At 63.6% G+C, this 20,793-nt stretch carries 15 protein-coding genes (1 of these 15 cut by a window edge); 12 read left to right on the top strand and 3 right to left on the bottom strand.

Annotation, left to right across the window (positions count from 1 at the left end; all coding sequences use genetic code 11):
* The first annotated feature begins 66 nt into the window (after positions 1-66).
* The gene (locus tag NKJ23_RS00935) at positions 67-957 is read left to right on the top strand and encodes a DMT family transporter (protein ID WP_352677695.1); all 891 of its coding nucleotides are present in this window, start codon (positions 67-69) and stop codon (positions 955-957) included.
* Between the two features lie 19 nt (positions 958-976).
* On the opposite strand, the gene ubiG is transcribed toward NKJ23_RS00935, so the two are convergent.
* On the bottom strand, positions 977-1,726 hold the full coding sequence (gene ubiG, locus NKJ23_RS00930) for a bifunctional 2-polyprenyl-6-hydroxyphenol methylase/3-demethylubiquinol 3-O-methyltransferase UbiG (RefSeq protein ID WP_352677693.1): 750 nt from the start codon (positions 1,724-1,726) through the stop codon (positions 977-979).
* Between the two features lie 214 nt (positions 1,727-1,940).
* Here ubiG and NKJ23_RS00925 point away from each other — a divergent pair, with 214 nt between their 5' ends.
* The 10 genes from NKJ23_RS00925 (at position 1,941) to NKJ23_RS00880 (ending at position 17,008) form a co-directional block, all read left to right on the top strand.
* Entirely contained in the window at positions 1,941-2,510 is a 570-nt protein-coding gene (locus NKJ23_RS00925) for a putative glycolipid-binding domain-containing protein (protein WP_352677691.1), read from the top strand.
* Between the two features lie 122 nt (positions 2,511-2,632).
* Complete coding sequence (locus tag NKJ23_RS00920) at positions 2,633-4,864, top strand: sensor domain-containing diguanylate cyclase (protein ID WP_352677690.1); 2,232 nt, start codon at positions 2,633-2,635, stop codon at positions 4,862-4,864.
* Positions 4,865-5,027: 163 nt separating this feature from the next.
* Positions 5,028-6,281: an aspartate kinase gene (locus tag NKJ23_RS00915; RefSeq protein ID WP_352456701.1), complete on the top strand. Its 1,254-nt coding sequence runs from the start codon at positions 5,028-5,030 to the stop codon at positions 6,279-6,281.
* A 181-nt stretch (positions 6,282-6,462) separates the two neighbouring features.
* Positions 6,463-8,733 (top strand): phosphoenolpyruvate--protein phosphotransferase, encoded by a 2,271-nt coding sequence (gene ptsP / locus NKJ23_RS00910; RefSeq protein ID WP_352453081.1) that lies wholly within the window; start codon positions 6,463-6,465, stop codon positions 8,731-8,733.
* 8 nt (positions 8,734-8,741) lie between these two features.
* Entirely contained in the window at positions 8,742-9,821 is a 1,080-nt protein-coding gene (gene prfA, locus NKJ23_RS00905) for a peptide chain release factor 1 (RefSeq protein WP_352677688.1), read from the top strand.
* On the top strand, positions 9,814-10,692 hold the full coding sequence (gene prmC, locus NKJ23_RS00900) for a peptide chain release factor N(5)-glutamine methyltransferase (protein WP_352677686.1): 879 nt from the start codon (positions 9,814-9,816) through the stop codon (positions 10,690-10,692). The genes prfA and prmC overlap by 8 nt, the downstream gene beginning before the upstream one ends.
* A 331-nt stretch (positions 10,693-11,023) precedes the next feature.
* Positions 11,024-11,929 carry a DUF4167 domain-containing protein gene (locus NKJ23_RS00895; protein WP_352677685.1) on the top strand — a complete coding sequence of 302 codons (906 nt, stop codon included), beginning with the start codon at positions 11,024-11,026 and terminating at the stop codon, positions 11,927-11,929.
* 239 nt (positions 11,930-12,168) lie between these two features.
* A complete protein-coding gene (clpB, locus tag NKJ23_RS00890; protein WP_352677683.1) occupies positions 12,169-14,775 on the top strand; it encodes an ATP-dependent chaperone ClpB in 2,607 nt (868 codons plus the stop codon).
* Between the two features lie 147 nt (positions 14,776-14,922).
* Positions 14,923-15,288 carry an MmcQ/YjbR family DNA-binding protein gene (locus tag NKJ23_RS00885; RefSeq protein WP_352456638.1) on the top strand — a complete coding sequence of 122 codons (366 nt, stop codon included), beginning with the start codon at positions 14,923-14,925 and terminating at the stop codon, positions 15,286-15,288.
* A 238-nt stretch (positions 15,289-15,526) separates the two neighbouring features.
* Positions 15,527-17,008 carry a L,D-transpeptidase family protein gene (locus tag NKJ23_RS00880; protein ID WP_352677681.1) on the top strand — a complete coding sequence of 494 codons (1,482 nt, stop codon included), beginning with the start codon at positions 15,527-15,529 and terminating at the stop codon, positions 17,006-17,008.
* A gap of 21 nt (positions 17,009-17,029) precedes the next feature.
* On the opposite strand, the gene NKJ23_RS00875 is transcribed toward NKJ23_RS00880, so the two are convergent.
* A complete protein-coding gene (locus tag NKJ23_RS00875; protein WP_023675159.1) occupies positions 17,030-17,662 on the bottom strand; it encodes a TMEM175 family protein in 633 nt (210 codons plus the stop codon).
* Between the two features lie 168 nt (positions 17,663-17,830).
* Here NKJ23_RS00875 and NKJ23_RS00870 point away from each other — a divergent pair, with 168 nt between their 5' ends.
* Positions 17,831-19,396: an MFS transporter gene (locus NKJ23_RS00870; RefSeq protein ID WP_352677680.1), complete on the top strand. Its 1,566-nt coding sequence runs from the start codon at positions 17,831-17,833 to the stop codon at positions 19,394-19,396.
* Positions 19,397-19,413: 17 nt separating this feature from the next.
* Here NKJ23_RS00870 and NKJ23_RS00865 read toward each other — a convergent pair whose 3' ends face one another.
* A protein-coding gene (locus NKJ23_RS00865) for a M23 family metallopeptidase (protein ID WP_352633844.1) crosses the window boundary here: on the bottom strand, positions 19,414-20,793 show its 3' portion. It continues 579 nt past the right edge of the window; 1,380 of the gene's 1,959 nt are visible here — the last part of the coding sequence; the start codon falls outside the window, past its right edge; it ends in the stop codon at positions 19,414-19,416.

Genomic DNA, 20,793 nt, shown 5'->3' with positions numbered 1-20,793 from the left:
TTTACCTTATCTTACCTCAGCTTGCGATATTGGCCAAGTGCCGCGAACGAGCGACGGGACGGTGCGATGAAATTTCTCTGGGACTCGGCGCTTGGCCTTCTGGTTGTCACCGGTGGACTGCTCGGCCTGACGCTGCCGTTCGGCAAGATCGCGACGGCGGCCGGCGTGGCCGCCATGGTCTGGGCCTTCGTCATCTCGCTTGGTGCCGGCGGCGTGCTTTTGTGCGCATTGCTGCTCAACGGGAAGCGCATGCGGCTTACGCCGCACAGGCTGCGCTATTTCTTCGTCACCGCGGCCGTCTCATATGCAATCCCCAATCTGCTGATGTTTTCAGCCATTCCGCATCTGGGCGCCGGCTACAGCGGCATCATGTTCACGCTGTCGCCGGTCGTCACGCTGGTGTTCTCGATGCTGCTCGGCGTCAGGCCCCCGACCATGCTGGGCATCGTCGGCATAGTCGTCGGTTTCGTCGGCGCAGTCATGGTGGCGGTGACGCGCGGCGAAGCGGGCCAGCCGGCCGAATTTTTCTGGGTTGCGATGGGCCTGCTCATCCCGGTCAGCCTCGCCGCCGGCAACATTTACCGTACCGTCGACTGGCCCGAAGGCACCGGCCCGATCGAGCTCGCCGTCGGCAGCCATCTGGCAGCAGCCTTGATGCTGTTTGCCGGCATTCTGGTCGTGCTTGGCGGCAATGCATTCGGCTCGCTCGGCGGCGTGCCGCTGGTCGCTGCGGCACAGGTGGCATCAGCCTCGGCGATGTTCGCCTTCTTCTTCCGCCTGCAAGCGGTCGGCGGCCCGGTCTATCTCAGCCAGATCGGCTACGTCGCGGCGGCGGTCGGGCTGTTTGCCGGGACCCTCTTCCTCGGCGAGCGCTATCAACTGCTGACCTGGGCCGGTGCCGTCATCATCACCGCCGGCGTGTTCATCACCACCAAGGCGCAAAGCCAGAGGCCATAGGGGCCAGAAGGCGCAAGCTTCAGACGGATGCCTTCTCCGCCAGCACCATGTAGTTGACGTCCATGTCCTTCGAGCGCTGCCAGCGGTCGGCGAGCGGGTTGTAGGTGACGCCGGTGCGGTCGATGACGGTCAGACCGGCGCCGGCAAGCGCCTTTTCCAGTTCCTCGGGGCGCACCAGCTTGCCGAACTGGTGGGTGCCGCGTGGCAGCCAACGCAGCACATATTCGGCGCCGATGATGGCCAGGCCCAGGGCCTTCAGCGTGCGGTTGATGGTGGCGACGAACATGATGCCGCCAGGCTTGACCATCTCGCCGCATTTGGCCAGGAACAGATCGACATTGGCGACATGCTCGACCACTTCCATGTTGAGGATGACGTCGAATTTTTCGCCGGCATCGGCAAGGTCTTCCGCGGTCGTGGCGCGATAATCCACGCTCACGCCGACTTCCGCCGCATGCAGCTTGGCCACTTCAATGTTGGTGGCGGAGGCATCGGCGCCGACCACTTCGGCGCCAAGCCGCGCCATCGGCTCGCACAAAAGCCCGCCGCCGCAGCCGATGTCAAGGAAGCGCAGGCCTTCGAACGGCCGTGCCGTACGCGGATCGCGGCCGAAGCGGGCCGCCACCTGGTCGCGGATATAGGCAAGCCGGATCGGGTTGAACTTGTGCAACGGGCGGAACTTGCCGTTCGGGTTCCACCATTCGGCGGCAAGGGCGGAAAAGCGTTCCACCTCTCCGGCATCGATCGTCGATCGTCGGGGCTCTGGCATGGCGTGGTCTCCTCGGACGCTAGGAAGTCGGGCGCGAGGCTGCGAATGTCAAGGCGCGAAATTCACCGCCGGCGGTGCGATGGGCGCGATGCCTTCCGGCGCGGCCTTTTGCCGGCTGCATTTGTGTCAGCACGTGTCAGTTGATGGTGTGCCGGAAGGAAACGCCTAGGCTTTGGCGGACGAAGCAGAGACATCGGGTTCGGAGGAGTGCGCAATGATGCGAACGGTTGCTTCCATTCTTTGGCGCCGGCTTGACCAGGAAGGCCACGACGCTTGCCTTCTGTCGGAAGCGAGTTCCGGGTGGAACCTCAGGGGACAGGCGCTTTTCGTCCAGGACGGCGAGCCGTGCAGCATCGCCTACGAGGCGGACTGCGACGCCGATTGGCATACACGATCGGCGCGCGCCGACGGCTTTCTCGGCACGCAAGAGCTGCATTACAGGATCGACCGGCTGACCGAGCGCCAATGGACGCTGAACGGCGAGCATCAAGCGGAAGTCGACGGTCTCATCGATGTCGATCTCGGCTTCACGCCCGCCACAAACCTTTTGGCGCTTCGCCGTTTTGCCCTCGATGTCGGTATGGCGACGCCCGCGCCGGCAGCCTATCTGACATTTCCCGAACTCAGGCTCGTTCGCCTCGAGCAAACCTATCAGCGCGTCGATGCTGCACATTACGCCTATGCCGCCCCGATGTTCGGCTACCACGAGACACTGGAGGTCTCGCCGCTCGGTTTCGTCCTCGACTATCCGCGCCTGTGGCAGGCCATCGTGCGGACGGGCTGAACCGCCCGCGTTGGGAGTGCAGCTGGCCGGTGTGGCTTAACGGCAAATTTACGATATTGGCGGTTTCTTAACGTTGGGTCAGTGTTTGGCATTTAGATTGCTGTCCGAGTAGGGGCAGCCGGGTGCGCATAAGAACCCAGATAGTCGCGACATTGTTCAGCGCCGTGGCCTTGATCGGCCTTGTCGGCGGCGTTGCGATCGTCTCGCAGATATCGCTGACCAAATCCGTGGCCCAGGCCGAGGCGACAAGCGTCGCACGGCAGTTGGCCGAAACTATTGCCTTCAGGGCATCGGACGCGCCGCGTTCATTATTCGAGAGACCCGATGCGCTCCGCGAATTCGTGACTTTGCAGCACGGCCGCTCGAAACGCGATCTCGTCATCGTAGACAAAAACAAGGTTATTTTCGCCGACGTTCCGGGAGAAGAGCAAAATATCGGCACGACGTTCGACTACGATCCCGGCAATGAAATCGCCCGGACGATTGACGACGGCGTGCCGCGCAACTTCGTCGAGGCCAGTGCCGACGTGGCCGATCCGATTGACCTGGTTGCGGTGCCGATCGAGGATGCACCCGGCAAGATCGTCGGCGCCGTCCTGTTCGAGTATACGCCGCTGCTGCGTGCCGCACAGCAGCGCACGAACGATATGCTGTGGCTTGTGGGCCTGTGTACCGCGGCAGCCGTGCTGATCGCGGCGGCCTCCGCCTTCCTGTTGTTGCGAGGCTTCAGTAAAGGCCTTGCTGGTCTCAACCGCGGCATCGAATCGCTGGCGCGCGGCGACGCCGGGGCCCGTATCGGCCGCACCTCCGATGACGAGTTCGGACAGTTGGCGCAAGGGTTCGACACTATGGCCTCCGAAATCGAAGCCTCGCGCGCTCAACTTGTCGATCAGAAAGCCTACATCGAAGACATCGTCCAGACCGTTGCCGAAGGCATCGCCGTCATCGACGGCAAGGGTCAGGTCGTGTCCGTCAATCCGGCGGCAGCCGAGATCATCGGGCGGCGCAGCGACAAGGTCGTGGGGCAGGACTGGCAGTCGGCCCTGGATATCAGGGGGCCGTCGGGAGACAAGCCCGCGTCGGGAACATCTCCGGTCGAACTGGCCATGACCACCGGCCGCCGCCACCAGAATGAGGTGAGGCTGGCAAAACCGGATGGGACCTCCTTGCCCGTGGTCGTCAGCTGCAATCCGCTCAACCGCGCCGATGGCGGCATCGTGCTGACGCTCAGCGACATCAGCGACCTGCGCAGTGCCGAGCGGGCGGTGCACGATCGTGCCGAAGAACTGGCGAGGCTCAATCGTGAACTGAAAGAGACATCGGAGGCCACGACCCGCCTGGTCAAGCTCGGCGAACTGCTTCAGGCCTGCGTCACTTTTCACGAGGCATTTTCCGTCGTCGGCTCCGCCATGCCTGATTTCTTCGGCGGATTGAGCGGAACCGTTCACCTGACCAGTGCGTCGCGCAACCTGGTGGAGGAGATGGCGCATTGGGGCACCATCCGGTCGAGCGTCGGCCAGTTCGGACCGGAAGATTGTTGGGCGCTGCGGCGCGGCCAGGAGCACGTCGCCGGTCCAGGCATGCTGACGCCGCGCTGCAACCACATCACCGAAAATGGCGGCCGCGGTTATGTCTGTATGCCTCTAGCAGCGCAGGGAGAGACACTTGGCATCCTGCATCTGTGCGAGCCGAATGCCGTTGACAAGCCGGAGTGGCTTGCCGAACGGCAGCAGATACTGCGTGGCGTCGTCGATACGCTGGCGTTGGCGCTTGCCAATCTGCGTCTGCGCGAGACGTTGCGGCAGCAGTCGATCCGCGACCCGAATACAGGGCTCTTCAACCGCCGCTACCTCGAGGAAACCAGCAGCCGCGAGCTGCGGCGCCTGGAACGTGCCGAACAGCCGCTGACATTGATCATGCTCGATGTCGATCATTTCAAGCAGTTCAACGATACGTTCGGCCACGAAGCGGGAGATATCGTCCTCAAGCAGGTGGCCGCCACGCTGGTCGACCATGTCAGGGAAAGCGACGTGGTTTCGCGCTACGGCGGCGAGGAATTTGCCTTGATGATGCCTGGAACGTCACTGGCCGATGGCGCCGATCGCGCCGAAGCTCTGCGAAAGGCGATCAAGCAGCTGCATGTCACGCACCGCGGCCGCACGCTCGGCACCATCACCGCGTCGTTCGGGGTCGCCGCCTTCCCGGAGCTCGGCGCCTCATGGGCGGAGATCGTCAATGCCGCGGATCGCGCTTTGTATCAGGCAAAGGCTGAGGGCCGTGACCGCGTCATCGCCGGAGCGGGTCTCGCCCGTGTCGAGCAGCAAAAGCCAAAACTCACCAAAAGCGTGGCTTGAAATCTGGTTGATGGACGGGGCAAGGCGACGGAATCCTCACCGCCTTGCGAAACCGCTATCATTTGGCTAAGGAGGCCGCGCATTGAGCGCCCGGCCACAGCTTGGCGCATTTTTCCGCTTTTCGCCCTTCGGTCCGGCATCCAGTCAAAGGCATTTCGCTTCTATGGCGCGCATCGTGATGAAATTCGGCGGAACCTCCGTCGCCGACATCGCCCGCATCCGCAATGTGGCGCGTCATGTCAAACGCGAGGTCGACGCCGGCCATGAGGTCGCCGTCGTGGTCTCGGCGATGGCCGGCAAGACCAACGAGCTCGTGCAATGGACGCGCGAGGCCTCGCCGATGCACGATGCGCGTGAATATGACGCCGTGGTCGCGTCCGGCGAGCAGGTCACTGCCGGCTTGCTGGCGATCGCGCTGCAGAATATCGGCGTGCATGCCCGCTCCTGGCAAGGCTGGCAGATCCCGATCAAGACCGACAACGCGCATGGCGCGGCGCGCATTCTCGATATCGACGGCGGATTCCTGATCAAGCGCTTCGGCGAAGGCCAGGTGGCGGTGGTCGCCGGTTTCCAAGGCATCGGGCCGGACAACCGGATCGCAACGCTCGGCCGCGGCGGTTCCGATACCAGCGCTGTCGCCATCGCGGCAGCGGTCAAGGCCGACCGCTGCGATATCTACACCGATGTCGACGGGGTCTACACGACCGATCCGCGCATCGAGCCGAAGGCGCGGCGGCTGGCCAAGATTTCCTTCGAGGAAATGCTCGAAATGGCCTCGCTAGGCGCCAAGGTCCTGCAGGTGCGCTCGGTCGAGCTTGCCATGGTGCACAGGGTGCGTACGTTTGTGCGGTCGTCCTTCGACGATCCCGATGCACCCGGAATGGGGGATTTGCTCAATCCGCCGGGAACGCTTATTTGCGACGAGGAAGAGATCGTGGAACAGCAGGTCGTCACCGGAATTGCCTATGCCAAGGACGAAGCGCAGATTTCGCTGCGCCGCGTCGGCGACCGGCCGGGCGTCGCCGCCGGCATTTTCGGGCCGCTGGCCGAGGCCAACATCAACGTCGACATGATCGTCCAGAACATTTCCGAGGACGGCAAGTTCACCGACATGACCTTCACCGTGCCATCCGGCGACGTCGACAAGGCGCTCGCCGTGCTCGAGCGGCTGAAGGCGACGATCGGCTACGACGTGGTGCAGTCGGAAGCCGGCATGTCGAAGGTCTCGGTCATCGGCATCGGCATGCGCAGCCATGCCGGCGTCGCCGCTACCGCCTTCAAGGCGCTGGCCGACCGCGCGATCAACATCCGCGCCATCACGACGTCCGAAATCAAGATTTCGATCCTGATCGACGGTCCCTATACGGAACTAGCAGTTCGCACTTTGCATTCCGTGTACGGTCTGGATAAGCAGTAGCAGACTGCATCGGCCCGAAAATCGGAATCGATTTTCGGAAGGCAGGATGCGGCGGATCGAAAATCTTGGAGCGGTCTTTATGCGTCCAATTGGACGATGGCGCTCTAATTGAGTTGTTGCGTTTGTGCCGCTGTGCAGGGCAACCTGCACCGGTTGAAACGCTATTGGAGAAGAAGCCGCGATGCGTGATTCGGCCAGTGGCCCGCGCGTTTTGCTGAAACGGCTCCGCGAGCTCATGCAAGAGCCGCTGGAGCCGCAGGAGCGGCTTGACCGAATCGTGCGCGACATCGCCTCCAACATGGTTGCCGAGGTCTGCTCGCTCTATGTGCTGCGCGCCGATTCGGTGCTCGAACTCTACGCCACCGAAGGCCTGAACCCGAACGCCGTCCACCTGGCGCAGCTCAGGCTGGGCCAAGGCCTGGTCGGCACGATCGCGGCCTCGGCGCGGCCGCTCAACCTCTCCAATGCACAGGAGCATCCTGCCTTCGCCTACCTGCCGGAGACAGGGGAAGAAATCTATAATTCCTTCCTCGGCGTGCCGGTGCTGCGGGCAGGGCGGACACTCGGCGTCCTGGTCGTGCAGAACAAGACCATGCGCCATTATCGCGACGACGAGGTCGAGGCGCTGGAAACAACGGCGATGGTGATCGCCGAGATGATCGCCACCGGCGATCTGGAGCGGCTGACAAGGCCCGGCCTCGAGCTCGATCTGCGCCGCCCGGTAAGCTTTACCGGCCTGTCCTTCAACGAAGGCGTCGGCCTCGGCCATGTGGTGCTGCATGAGCCGCGTATCGTCGTCACCAATCTTTTCAACGAGGACAGCGAGGAAGAGGTCAGGCGGCTCGACGCGTCGCTCGGCTCGCTCAGGCTCTCCATCGACGACATGCTGGAGCGCCGCGACGTCGCCTTCGAGGGCGAGCATCGCCAGGTGCTCGAAGCCTATCGCATGTTCGCCAACGACCGCGGCTGGGTGCGCCGGCTCGAGGAGGCGATCCGCAACGGCCTGACGGCCGAAGCGGCGGTCGAAAAGGTGCAGAGCGACATGCGTGCCCGCATGCTGCACATGACCGATCCGTATCTGCGCGAACGGATGAGCGATTTCGACGATCTCGCCAATCGGTTGTTGCGGCAGCTGATGGGGCGCGGGCCGGAGGACGTCGCGGCCTCGCTGCCCAAGGACGCCATCATCGTCGCCCGCTCGATGGGTGCTGCGGAGCTGCTCGACTATCCCAGGGACAAGCTGCGCGGGCTGGTGCTGGAGGACGGCGCCGCGACCAGCCATGTCGTCATCGTGGCGCGGGCCATGGGCATACCGGTCGCCGGCCAGATGAAGGGCGCCGTTTCCATGGCGGAAAACGGCGATGCCATCATCGTCGACGGCGAGGAAGGCGCGATCCATCTGCGCCCGCAGCCCGACCTCGAGGCGGCCTATGCCGAGAAAGTGCGTTTCCGGGCGCGGCGGCAGGAGGTCTACCGCGAGCTGCGCAAGAAGCCGTCGGTGACTAAGGACGGTGTCCAGGTCGACCTTCTGATGAATGCCGGGCTGGCGGTCGACCTGCCGCAACTGGCCGAAGCGGGCGCGGCCGGCATCGGCCTGTTCCGCACCGAGCTGCAATTCATGGTCGCTTCGACCTTTCCGCGCGCCGAAGCCCAGGAGCGGCTCTATCGTGACGTGCTCGAGGCGGCGCGCGACAAGCCGGTGACGTTCCGCACCATCGATATCGGCGGCGACAAGGTGCTGCCCTATTTCAAGGGCTCGATCCAGGAGGAAAATCCGGCGCTCGGCTGGCGGGCCATCCGCCTGACGCTCGACCGGCCTGGATTGCTGCGCACCCAGATCCGCGCGCTGCTCAAGGCGTGCGGCGGGCGCGAACTGAAACTGATGCTGCCAATGGTGACGGAACTCGGCGAGATCGCGCAGGCGCGCGAGATCATCGACCGCGAGGTCCGGCATCTGTCGCGCTTTGCCCATCATTTGCCGACCAGCCTTAAGGTGGGGGCGATGCTGGAGGTGCCGTCGCTGCTGTTCCAGCTCGACGAGTTGATGAAGGCGGTCGATTTCGTCTCGGTCGGCTCGAACGACCTGTTCCAGTTCGTCATGGCGGTGGACCGCGGCAACACCCAATTGTCCGACCGCTTCGACCCGCTGTCGACGCCGTTCCTGCGTGTTTTGAAGCAAATTGCCGATGCCGGGGCTCGCAACCAGACGCCGGTGACCTTGTGCGGCGAACTTGCCGGCAAGCCGATCTCGGCGATGGCGCTGATCGGCCTTGGCTACCGCTCGATCTCGATGTCGCCGGCATCGATCGGCCCGGTCAAGGCGATGCTGACGGAACTGCCGCTCAGCGAACTGGAAGCGTTCTTCGACGACAATCTGATGGCGCCGGCGCATGGCCTGCCGATGCGGGCGCTGCTGCAAGCCTTTGCCGACGACCGCTCTATACCGCTATAGACTTCGCCATGATCAACCTGCCCCGCGACCGTATGGATCAAGTCGTCAAGCGCTTCGACATGCTCGAAGCGCAGATGTCGGCCGGGCCAGCGCCGGACGCCTATGTCAGGATGGCCTCCGAATATGCCGATATCCAGGAGATGGTGGCAAAGATCAGGGCACTGCGCGCCGCCGAGCGCGAACAGGCCGATCTGGAGGCGATGCTCGCCGACAAGGGCACCGACGCCGAGATGCGGGCCTTGGCCGAGGCCGACCTGCCAGGGGTCAAGCATCAAATCGAGGCGCTGCAGAAGGACATCCAAATCCTGCTGTTGCCCAAGGATGCCGCCGACGACAAGAACGCCATCCTCGAGATCCGCGCCGGCACCGGCGGCGACGAGGCGGCGCTTTTCGCCGGCGACCTGTTTCGCATGTACGAGCGCTATGCCGCGGCGCATGGCTGGCGTTTCGAGACGGTGTCGGCCAGCGAGGGTGAGGTCGGCGGCTACAAGGAAATCATCGCCACCGTTTCGGGCAAGGGCGTCTTTGCCCATCTGAAGTTCGAATCCGGCGTGCACCGGGTGCAGCGCGTGCCGACGACCGAGGCGGGCGGACGCATTCATACCTCGGCGGCGACGGTCGCGGTGCTGCCGGAAGCCGAAGAGGTCGACATCGAGATCAGGGCCGATGACATCCGCATCGACACGATGCGCGCCTCGGGTTCCGGCGGCCAGCACGTCAACACCACCGATTCGGCCGTGCGCATCACCCACCTGCCGACCGGCATCATGGTGGTGCAGGCGGAAAAATCGCAGCACCAGAACCGGGCGAAGGCCATGCAGATCCTGCGCGCCAGGCTCTACGACCTCGAGCGCAGCAAGGCGGACGAGGAACGCTCCGAATCGCGCAAGTCGCAGGTCGGCTCGGGCGACCGCTCGGAACGCATCCGCACCTATAATTTTCCGCAAGGGCGCGTCACCGACCATCGCATCAGCCTGACGCTCTACAAGCTCGACCGGGTGATGATGGGCGAACTCGACGAGATCATCGACGCGCTGATCGCCGATCACCAGTCGAAGCTGCTCGCCGATATCGGCATCGATGGCTGACAGCCTGCCCGCCACGCTGGCGCCGCTGCTGCGGGAGGCGCGAAACCGGCTCGCCGCAGCCGGGATCGCGGATCCGACGCTCGATGCCAGGCTGATCGTCGAGCATTTTTCCGGCACCAGTCGCACGCAGGCCATCGCCGATCCCGGGCGCGCTGTCGATGCGGACGTGACGGCGGTAATCGAAGCCGCCTTGCGGCGGCGCATCGCCGGCGAGCCGGTACACCGGATCCTTGGCTACCGCGAATTCTACGGCTTGCGCCTTTCGCTTTCGCCGCAAACGCTGGAGCCGCGGCCGGATACCGAAACGCTGGTCGAGGCTATACTGCCCTTCGTCAAGGCAATGGCGGCACGCGAGGGCGACTGCCGCATCCTCGATCTAGGGACCGGTACCGGTGCCATCGCGCTGGCGCTGCTCAGCGCCGTTCCGGCCGCGACCGCCACCGGCGTTGACATTTCGCAGGAGGCGCTGGCCACAGCCATGCGTAATGCCGAGGAATTGGGGCTCGCCGGCCGGTTCACGCCGCTCAAATCCGACTGGTTTGAAAAAGTTTCTGGCCGGTACCATGTAATTGTCGCAAACCCTCCCTATATACCCTCAGACGACATTGGAAATCTGCAGGACGAGGTCCGCGGTTTCGATCCACGCCAGGCCCTCGATGGCGGCGTGGACGGTCTGAGCCCCTACAGGAAGATCGCCGCAGGAGCGGCAGCGTATTTGGAACTCCAAGGCAGGATTGCGGTCGAGATCGGCCATACGCAGCACCAACAGGTTACGGTGATATTCTCCGCGGCCGGGTACCGTTCGGTCGGGGTGTTTCGTGATCTCGGCGGAAACGACAGAGTTCTTGTGTTCGAACGGTGGAAGCCGTGATGCAGTGCGAAAAAAGCGCTTGGCAATACCGGGGAATGCGGCTAGGGTCGCCATAACCGGATGAGACGAAGCAGGCAGTGCTCTTAGCGATTCGGTTTTCCTTGGAAATAGCTGCCTTCTTGCGCAAACGACGCCCAAGCTTCGTGCGGGAATCGTCCGGCAAGTGAAGTAACCGGAACAGGATGGCACGTGGCGCCAACGCAATTGATGCGGGCGAACGCCGGTGAAGGAACGAAACGGCTGGCCGCATGAGCGCCTCCGTTCGTGAAGAGTTTTTCGAAAATTTCAAAGTGAAGAGAGTCTAATGAGGCCACAACAGCAAAACAGGCGCATGCGCGGTCGCAACAACAATGGCGGCGGCGGCAACAACAATAACAACAACAACCGTAAGGGGCCGAATCCCCTGACGCGTAACTATGAGAGCAACGGCCCGGACGTGAAGATCCGCGGATCGGCTCAGCAGATTGCCGAGAAGTACGCAACCCTTGCCCGTGACGCGCAAAGCTCCGGCGACCGGGTGATGGCGGAAAACTATCTCCAGCATGCAGAGCACTATAACCGCATCATCGCAGCCGCTCAGGCGCAGATGCCGATCCAGAACGCGCAGCAGAATCGAGACGATTTCGACGATGACGGCGACGAGGATCGCGACGAGTTCGACAATGCCGGCAACAACAATGCCAACGAGGCATCGGCTTCGGCCAATCACGGTGCCGGCCCGCAGCCGGTCATCGATGGCACGCCGGCCGAGCTGGCTCTGAACCAGGAAAACAGCCGCGACAATCGGGGCGGCCGCGATAACCGTGACGGACGCGACAACAATGGCGGACGCCACCGCGACCGTCGCCCCAATGGCGGTTACGGCCAGCGCGGCGAGTATGGCGCGCGCGGCGAGCAGCAGGGTGGACAGCGCGTCGAACAGCCACGGCGCGACGAGACGCCGGCGCAGGCGGAGCCCGTACCGGCCGCTGAGCCGGTCTTTGTGAGCGAGCCCGCACCGCAATTCGAAAATCTTTCGCCAGCGGGTCTCGCCGCCCAGGCCGAGCTCAACGAAGCCGCGGCCGAAAACAGCCCGGCACGCCGCCCCAGGCGTCCGCGCCGTCCGCGCCTCGATGTCGAACAGGCAAATGGCGGCAACGACAATGCCGGCCCTGACAGTGCCGAAGCTGGCAAGGTCGATGCAGCGCCGGCTGAAGACGCTGGCGGTCAACCTATTATTGCCGATGTCGAGAATTGATCGAAGAAACGTTCAGGCGATCTTAGCGCATCGTTTACCCTAGGCGGCGGAGAGAAATCTCCGCCGTTTTTTGCTTTGCGCGCTCGGAATATTATGCGTTCGCCAGTGTCGAGGCGTCTTGAGGGTCCGTGGTTTGCGTCCCATATCTTGCGTGAACAGGACCCGGCTCGAATGGGCGGGTCCGTCACCGCAATCTGATCCGGTGCCGCGAAGCGGGCCGGTGACGGAAGGAGACAGGCATGAATCTTGAAAAATATTCCGAGCGCGTGCGCGGCTTTATCCAGTCCGCGCAAACCATGGCGCTTTCCCGCAATCACCAGCAATTCACCCCCGAGCATATTCTTAAGGTCCTTGTCGATGACGACGAGGGCCTGGCTGCGTCGCTGATCGAGCGCGCCGGCGGCAATGTCCGTGACGTCAAGCTCGGCGTCGAAACGGCACTGGAGGCAATGCCCAAGGTCGAGGGCGGCAATGGCCAGCTCTATCTGGCGCAGCCGCTGGCAAAGGTGTTTTCGACCGCCGAGGAACTGGCCAAGAAGGCCAGTGACAGCTTCGTTACCGTCGAACGGCTATTGCAGGCGCTGGCCATGGAAAAATCGGCCAAGACCGCCGACATCCTGTCCAAGGCGGGTGTCACGCCGCAGTCGCTGAACCAGGTCATCAACGACGTACGCAAAGGTCGCACTGCCGATTCGGCGAGCGCCGAGCAGGGCTACGACGCGCTGAAGAAATACGCGCGCGACCTGACGGCGGACGCCCGCGCGGGCAAGCTCGATCCGGTCATCGGCCGCGACGACGAAATCCGCCGCACCATCCAGGTGCTGTCGCGCCGCACCAAGAACAACCCAGTGCTGATCGGCGAACCCGGCGTCGGCAAGACGGCGATCGCCGAAGGGCTGGCGCTGCGCATCGTCAATGGCGATGTGCCGGAATCGCTCAAGGACAAGCAGCTGATGGCGCTCGACATGGGGTCGCTGATCGCCGGCGCCAAGTACCGCGGCGAGTTCGAGGAGCGGCTGAAGGCGGTACTTTCCGAAGTCACGTCTGCCGCCGGCGGCATCATCCTGTTCATCGACGAGATGCACACGCTGGTCGGCGCCGGCAAGGCGGATGGCGCCATGGATGCGTCGAACCTGCTGAAGCCGGCGCTGGCCCGCGGCGAACTGCATTGTGTCGGCGCAACCACGCTCGACGAATACCGCAAGCATGTCGAGAAGGATGCGGCCCTTGCCCGCCGCTTCCAGCCGGTCTTCGTCAATGAGCCGACGGTCGAAGACACTGTCTCGATCCTGCGCGGCCTGAAAGAGAAATACGAGCAGCACCACAAGGTGCGCATCTCGGATTCGGCACTGGTCGCGGCCGCAACCCTGTCCAACCGCTACATCGCTGACCGCTTCCTGCCGGACAAGGCGATCGACCTGGTCGACGAGGCCGCGTCGCGGCTCCGCATGCAGGTCGATTCGAAGCCCGAGGCGCTGGACGAGATCGACCGCCGCATCATGCAGCTCAAGATCGAGCGCGAGGCGCTCAAGGTCGAGAAGGACGATGCCTCGAAGGACCGGCTCGCCCGGCTTGAGAAGGAACTCTCGAACCTGGAGGAGGAATCGACCGAGCTGACCTCGAAATGGCAGGCCGAGAAGCAGAAGCTCGGGCTTGCCGCCGACCTCAAGAAGCAGCTCGACGAGGCGCGCAACGAACTTGCCATTGCCCAGCGCAAGGGCGAATTCCAGCGCGCCGGCGAACTTGCCTATGGCAAGATCCCGGAACTCGAAAAGCAGCTGAAGCAGGCTGAAGCCAGGGATGGCAAGGCCGGCATGGTCGAGGAAGTGGTCGGTCCCGATCACGTCGCCCATATTGTGTCGCGCTGGACGGGGATCCCGGTCGACAAGATGCTGGAAGGCGAGCGCGACAAGCTGTTGCGCATGGAAGACGAGATCGGCAAGCGCGTCGTCGGCCAGGGCGAGGCGGTGCAGGCAGTGTCGAAAGCCGTGCGCCGTGCGCGCGCCGGCCTTCAGGACCCGAACCGGCCGCTCGGCTCGTTCATGTTCCTCGGGCCGACGGGTGTCGGCAAGACCGAACTGACGAAGGCGCTGGCCAGCTTCCTGTTCGACGACGAGAGCGCGATGGTGCGCATCGACATGTCGGAGTTCATGGAGAAGCATTCGGTCGCCCGGCTGATCGGCGCGCCTCCCGGCTATGTCGGCTACGAGGAAGGCGGCGCGCTGACCGAAGCGATACGGCGCCGGCCCTATCAGGTCGTGCTGTTCGACGAGATCGAGAAGGCACATCCGGACGTCTTCAACGTGCTGCTGCAGGTGCTGGACGACGGCCGGCTGACCGACGGGCAGGGCCGCACGGTCGATTTCCGCAACACGCTGATCATCATGACGTCCAATCTCGGCGGCGAATATCTGGTCAATCTCGGCGAGGACCAGGATGTCGACGTCGTGCGCGACGAGGTGATGAATGTCGTCAGGGCTTCGTTCCGGCCGGAATTCCTCAACCGCATCGACGAGGTGATCCTGTTCCACCGGCTGCGCCGCCAGGATATGGGCCAGATCGTCCAAATCCAGCTCAAGCGGCTGGAAAACCTGCTTGTTGACCGCAAGATATCGCTTTCGCTCGATCAGGAGGCGATCGACTGGCTAGCGGCCAAGGGTTACGACCCGGCCTATGGCGCGCGGCCGCTGAAGCGGGTGATGCAGAAGGAATTGCAGGACCCCCTGGCGGAAAAGATCCTGCTCGGCGAGATCCTCGACGGCTCAACCGTCAAGGTCACCGCTGGGTCCGACCGCTTGAACTTCCGCTCGAAGCCGGCAGTCGTGGCAACCGAAGCGGCCGCCTGAGCTCAAGCCAAGAGCCTGTTCCATCCCGATCGAATCGGGATGGAATTCCTATCTTCAATCTCGACCATGATCCTTTCCGAAAAACCGGCATACCCTTTTGTTACGCCGGCCTTCGGTTCATGGTCCAACATCACTGGCGGGGCGCAGATGACGCTGGACGACTACAACAGCTTCTGCGCCTCGCTGCCTTCGGCGACCCATGTCGTGCAGTGGGGCGGCGCCCATGTCTGGAAGGTCGGCGGCAAGGTCTTCGCGATCGGCGGCTGGAGTGAGGGCAAGGAGCCGTTCGTTACCTTCAAATGCTCCGACATCGCCTATGACGTGCTGAGGGAGCAGCCGGGCCTTCGGCCCGCGCCCTATCTTGCCTCACGCGGCATGAAATGGATCCAGCGCCAGACCGGCGAAAGCATGGATGATGGCGCGCTGAAGGATTACCTGCGCGAAAGCCACCGTCTTGTCGTGCTGAAGCTGACGAAGCAGGCGCGCAAGGAATTGGGACTCGCTGCCGGTTAATCGGTCAGAAATCCGCCATCTTCATGCCCGGTTCATATTGGAACCTTATCGTTGGCAACTGATTTGCTGGCGAAGGGGTTCGCCTACCACATCGGCCCGAAATCGAGTTTTGATTTTCGCAAAGCACGATGCGGAGATTTAAAGCGTTAGAGCGTCCTTTGCGCGTCGAAAAAGACGCGCGGCGCTTTGAAGAGACAATGCCGGCGGCGGCAATTACGGACCGGAGAATTTGGCCATCATGTTGCGCACCATCTTCACCCTTTCAGCGCTTGCTGCCGGGCTGCTGGCGTCGAATGCGATGGCCTCGCCAATAGTGGATACCGCGCCACGGGTGGTTCGTGCCGCCAATGGCGGCGGCATTCTTGTCGCCCAGAACGGCAATCTCGATATCTACTACGATGCCAGGGGAAACCGCGTCATCGTCGATGCGGAGACCGGCAAGGTCATCGCCATCCAGCCGCCGCAGACCAGGCTCGACCGCCGCGCCTTGCGCCGCGAGCGCTTGCGCAACCTCGGACCGGTCGAGGACGACCCCTATTATCTCGACGACCCTGAGGACACGGCGCGGTTCCGCCGCAGGCAGATGGAAGACGAGGGCAGGGTCATCATACCGCCGGCTGACGAGTACGACCCCTATGGGGACAATTCGGTGGAAGCCTTCCCCGAAGCGCCACGGGATGACGGCTACGGCAACGGTTATCCGGAGGCAGCGCAGCCGGTAAAGCCGCGCACCATCGAGCGCCAGCCGCTCAACGAGGCCTCGATCGAGCCGGTCGAGCCGGCGGTGCCGAACGAGCAGGCGGCCTTACCGCCAGACACAGCCCCGCCGTCAAGCACTGGCGGCAAAACGGCGGTCGACCCGTCGCTTGCGCTCGGCGCCCGCGAGGACGTGGCGGCACTGCAGGTGCTGCTCGACCGTGCCGGTGCATCGCCCGGCGTCATCGACGGACGCTTCGGCTCGAATGTCGACAAGGCGCTCGCCGCCTATAATGAGATCACCGGCAGCAATCTGAAATCGACCGACGCAATCGGCATCCAGGCGGCCCTGGCGCAATCCGGCGGCGATGCCTTCGCCTCCTATACGATCACGCCCGAGGATGCGGCCGGTCCCTATGTCGCCTCGATACCGGAGGACTACAGCCAAAAGGCCCAGCTCGATCGGATGGGCTACACGTCGGTACCCGAAGCGCTGGCCGAGCGCTTCCATATGGATGAAACCTATCTGAACAAGCTCAATCCGGACGCCAATTTCAATCGTCCGGGCACCATCATCAAGGTCGCCAATTTCGGCAGGCTGGTGGCGACGCCGGTGGCGCGCATCATCGCCGACAAGTCCAATAAGCAGGTCCGCGCCTATGATGCGGCGGGCAAGCTGGTCGCAGCCTATCCGGCGACTATCGGCTCGTCCGACACGCCGTCGCCGTCCGGCACGCATGCGGTGTCGCGTGTCGCATTGGACCCGAACTACACCTACAACCCGAACATCAATTTCAAGCAGGGCGAAAACGACAGGATCCTGACCATCCCGCCGGGGCCGAACGGCCCGGTCGGCTCGGTCTGGATTGCGCTGGACAAGCCGACCTACGGCATTCACGGCACGCCGGATCCGTCCAAGATCGGCAAGACCGAAAGCCATGGCTGCGTGCGGCTGACCAATTGGGACGCGCGCGAGCTTGCCAAGATCGTGACGCCCGGCGTTATCGTGGAGTTCGTCGACTAAAGCGCAACGCCTTCGCCCGAATCACCCGATGACCTTGCGCAGCAGTGGCGCGCGCAGCGCTGCGGCATAGATCAGCTGCACCACCAGGATGAAGCCGACGCTGAGCAACGGGCTGATCAGGCAGAGTGCAGCGCCGACGGCCCACAGGATCTGTGCCTTGACGATGCGCAGATAGACCGTTCGGGTGGTCTCCGCGTCGACACCTTCGGCCAGAAATCCGTTTTTGTCCGCGTAGCGCCAACTGGCGAGCAGCGTCAGTCCGAGCATCAAAAGATTGAACCAGTAGACGAGCACCGCAGTCCTGAATTCGAGGAAGTCGGCGAGAAGGTCGGTCGAGAACGGCAGCAAGGCGATGAAGCCGAGGAAACAGAGGTTCAGCGTGGCAAGCCGCCGGTCGGATTTTGCAATCAGCCCGTGTTGCGCCTGCTGGCCGAACCAGAAGATGGTCAGCGTCAGGAAGCTGAGCGCATAGGTCAGGAAGCGCGGCGCCAGTGCTGTGATCGCTGTGATCAACTCGCGTTCGGAATGCACCGTTTCATGCGCCGGCACCCTGATCTCGAGAACGATCAGGGTGAGCGCGATGGCGAACACGCCGTCGGTGATGCCGACGACGCGCCCGCGTCCTTCCGCCGAGGGTTCGAGCGGTCGTTTCATGCGGTATTTCCCCCTTGTCTGTAGCGCTGCGAGAAGCTTAGCACGGCACTTGCCGTTTGCACGCTGAGCGGCGTGATCCTGCCTGTGGGGCCAGGTTGGGCCTGGTTTCAACGAGAACAGCGTGCTGGCCGGTTGTCGCCGGCGCGCCGGCGATCTAGGTAAGGCGGCATGCACACGCCAACCAAAGTCGGTACCGGCGCCGTTCCCCTGACCGGCTCACTTCCCGCCGATACGTTCTGTCCGCAGGCGCAGCGGCGGTTCGTGCTGATCGCCGCGATCCTGGCTTCTGCGCTCGGCTTTATCGACGGGTCGGTCCTGGCCATTGCGACGCCGGCGATCCGCGTCGACCTCGGCGCGAGCCTCGCCGAGGCACAATGGATTTCCAATGCCTACGCATTGACACTCTCAGCCCTCATTCTCGTCGGCGGCGCCGCCGGCGATCGCTTCGGCCTGCGCCACTCCTTCGTCGCCGGCATCGTCCTGTTCATTGCCGCCTCGCTTGCCTGCGCGCTGGCGCCTAACCCGGCGGTGCTTATTGCGTTTCGGGCTATCCAGGGTGTCGGAGCGGCCATCATGGTGCCGGGCAGCCTGGCCATTATCGCCAAAGCCTATCCGAAAAAGGAACGCGGCCGGGCGATCGGCATCTGGGCCGCAGCATCAGCACTGACGACGGCGCTCGGCCCGGTGCTGGGCGGCTTCGTGCTGTCGGCGTTCGGCGACGGCATCTGGCGGGCGATCTTCGCCATCAATCTGCCGCTCGGCCTTATCTCGGTCTATCTTCTGCTGGCCAAGGTCCCTGCCGACGCGCCGGCGGAAAAGCGCAGCCTCGATTTCGGCGGCGCTGCACTCGCCATATTGGCGTTCGGAGCTCTCGCTTACGGTCTGACCTCGATGAGCGGCGACGGGGAGGGGCTGATGTCCGGCCCGAGTATTGCCGCCGGTGCGGTTTTGCTCGTCGTGTTCATCGTCTTCGAGCGCCGGCGGCGCGAGCCGATGATCGATCTGTCGTTGTTTCGGATCGGCGCGTTCGCGGGCGCCAATGTGGCGACCTTCTTCCTTTATTTCGCGCTGTCGGCCAATCTGTTCTATCTGCCGATGCTCATGATCGCCGGATGGGGGCTGAGCGCGGCCGAGGTCGGTTTCATCTTCTTGCCGCTGTCGGCATTGATCGCAGTGTTGTCCGGACCGGTCGGCCAGTGGTCCGACCGCATCGGGCCTCGCTTTCCGATCGCCAGCGGCAGTCTGGTTGTGGCTCTTGCCTTTGCCGGACTTGCCTTGCTGGCCTATTGGGGCATCCACAATTTCTGGATCGGGGTATTCCCGCTGATGGCTCTGATGGGGTTCGGCATGGCGCTGGTGGTATCGCCGCTGTCGACCGCAGTCATGACGGCGGTCGAGGACAAGGATACGGGTGCGGCCTCGGGCATCAACAACGCCGTCTCGCGCATCGGCGGCCTGATTGCCGTGGCGGCGATGGGATCGCTGGCGGCCTGGGTCTATGCTGGCGTGCTCGGCACCGCTGCCGGCTCCGGCATTCCGGGTTTCGGCGAACCGCCGCCAGCCGGCCTGGCGCCCGGCCTCGATGCGGCACGACTTGCCGCCAGCGACGCGGCATTCGCCGCCGTTGCCGCGGTGACCGCGCTGCTTTGCCTGTTTTCGGCAATCACCGCGTGGACGACGGTTTCCGGCGAGCGGCTGCCATGGGCGCGCGACACGGCGAATCAGCACGGCTGACGCCGAAAAACGTCGGCTCAGCCTTCGATCTTGGCGCTCGCGACCTTCAACTGATTGCTGTCTTCCTGCTTGAGCAGGTCGTCGATGCGTTCGCGCTCGCGCTTGAAGGCGACGAGGTCGTCGCCCTTCAGCGTCTTGCCGACCGGTAGGCGGACGCGCATCGAATCGACCTTTGTGCCGTTGACGATCAGTTCGTAATGAAGATGCGGACCGGTGGAGAGGCCGGTTGAGCCGAGATAGCCGATAACCTGACCCTGGCGAACGCGAACACCCGGCTCGATGCCTTTGGCAAAGGCGCTCTGGTGATTGTAGGACGTCTCGTAGCCATTGGCGTGACGCAAGATGATCTGCTTGCCATAGCCACCGGCCCAGCCGGCTTTTTCGACGACGCCGTTGCCCGCGGCAATGATCGGCGATCCCACGGGAGCTGCCCAGTCGGTGCCGGTGTGCATTTTCACATACCCCAAAATGGGATGACGCCTGGCACCGAACCCGGACGTAAACCGGCCATTGGGCAAGGGATTGCGCAGCAGAAACTGCTCGGCGCTGCTGCCGTTTTCGTCGAAATAGTCGGTGCTGCCGTCCTGCATCTGGAAACGGTAGAAATTTCGCGTCGTGCCGCCGAAAGTCGCGGAGACGTAAAGCAGCTCGGATTCGTCGGACGCCTGGTCGTCGCCATCGGGCTGCGAGAACAGCACCTCGATGCGGTCCGTAGGATTGAGGCGCGACTGAAAGTCGACACTGGATGCCAGCAACTTGATCAGCCGTTGCGTCATCGCCTTCGACATGCCGTAGGAATAGGCGGTGCGGTAGATGCCGTCATAGATGTTCGGCAGATTGCCGCGCACTATGGGCGCAGGCGAATCGTCGAACGCCGTCAGCAATTCGGGATTTGGCTCCGGCTCCTGCGCCGGCACGTACTGGTCGTGGTCGTCGAGCGCGATGGTGACGATGTGCTGGGTCCTGTCGTACACGCTGGTGCGAACGATCTTGGCGGCGTCGCCATGGACCTCGAGCCCAACGCGCAGCACGGTTCCTGCCTTGAGGGCCGTGGCATTCAGCAATTTGGCGATCGCCTCGGCCATCCCGGTTGCGTCGTCACCGGTATACCCCGAATCGGCGAAGGCCTCGGCAATGTCGAGATCCTTGGTGAAGGGGATGATTTCCTCGGCGAAGGCCGGCGCCTGATCGTCGACCGCGGCACGCGGCGACACCGAGACGTTTTCCGGGACGATCTTGACGTCATAGGAGCCGGCCATGCTCTCGGCGAAGCCGTCACCGAACCGCTGTGGGTCGACATAGTGCAGCGACGCGACCTGGACGGCGCCGTCGCTCAGATCGGTGCCGGCCTCGTGCACCACCTTTTCCACCTCGTCGGCAGAAAGGTCGCTCTTTTC

Origin of the sequence: Mesorhizobium sp. M0184 (assembly GCF_040322215.1) — a bacterium.
Lineage (GTDB): Bacteria > Pseudomonadota > Alphaproteobacteria > Rhizobiales > Rhizobiaceae > Mesorhizobium.
The sequence above is the reverse complement of the archived record's forward strand: the minus strand, read 5'-3'. Positions and strand labels throughout refer to the sequence as shown.

What these genes read in the sequence shown, in the direction of transcription:
- NKJ23_RS00935 (WP_352677695.1), top strand. Translation starts at nt 67, where the DNA reads ATGAAATTTCTCTGGGACTCGGCGCTTGGCCTTCTGGTTGTCACCGGT.
- ubiG (WP_352677693.1), bottom strand. Translation starts at nt 1,726, where the DNA reads ATGCCAGAGCCCCGACGATCGACGATCGATGCCGGAGAGGTGGAACGC.
- NKJ23_RS00925 (WP_352677691.1), top strand. Translation starts at nt 1,941, where the DNA reads ATGATGCGAACGGTTGCTTCCATTCTTTGGCGCCGGCTTGACCAGGAA.
- NKJ23_RS00915 (WP_352456701.1), top strand. Translation starts at nt 5,028, where the DNA reads ATGGCGCGCATCGTGATGAAATTCGGCGGAACCTCCGTCGCCGACATC.
- ptsP (WP_352453081.1), top strand. Translation starts at nt 6,463, where the DNA reads ATGCGTGATTCGGCCAGTGGCCCGCGCGTTTTGCTGAAACGGCTCCGC.
- prfA (WP_352677688.1), top strand. Translation starts at nt 8,742, where the DNA reads ATGATCAACCTGCCCCGCGACCGTATGGATCAAGTCGTCAAGCGCTTC.
- prmC (WP_352677686.1), top strand. Translation starts at nt 9,814, where the DNA reads ATGGCTGACAGCCTGCCCGCCACGCTGGCGCCGCTGCTGCGGGAGGCG.
- NKJ23_RS00895 (WP_352677685.1), top strand. Translation starts at nt 11,024, where the DNA reads ATGCGCGGTCGCAACAACAATGGCGGCGGCGGCAACAACAATAACAAC.
- clpB (WP_352677683.1), top strand. Translation starts at nt 12,169, where the DNA reads ATGAATCTTGAAAAATATTCCGAGCGCGTGCGCGGCTTTATCCAGTCC.
- NKJ23_RS00885 (WP_352456638.1), top strand. Translation starts at nt 14,923, where the DNA reads ATGACGCTGGACGACTACAACAGCTTCTGCGCCTCGCTGCCTTCGGCG.
- NKJ23_RS00880 (WP_352677681.1), top strand. Translation starts at nt 15,527, where the DNA reads ATGTTGCGCACCATCTTCACCCTTTCAGCGCTTGCTGCCGGGCTGCTG.
- NKJ23_RS00875 (WP_023675159.1), bottom strand. Translation starts at nt 17,662, where the DNA reads ATGAAACGACCGCTCGAACCCTCGGCGGAAGGACGCGGGCGCGTCGTC.
- NKJ23_RS00870 (WP_352677680.1), top strand. Translation starts at nt 17,831, where the DNA reads ATGCACACGCCAACCAAAGTCGGTACCGGCGCCGTTCCCCTGACCGGC.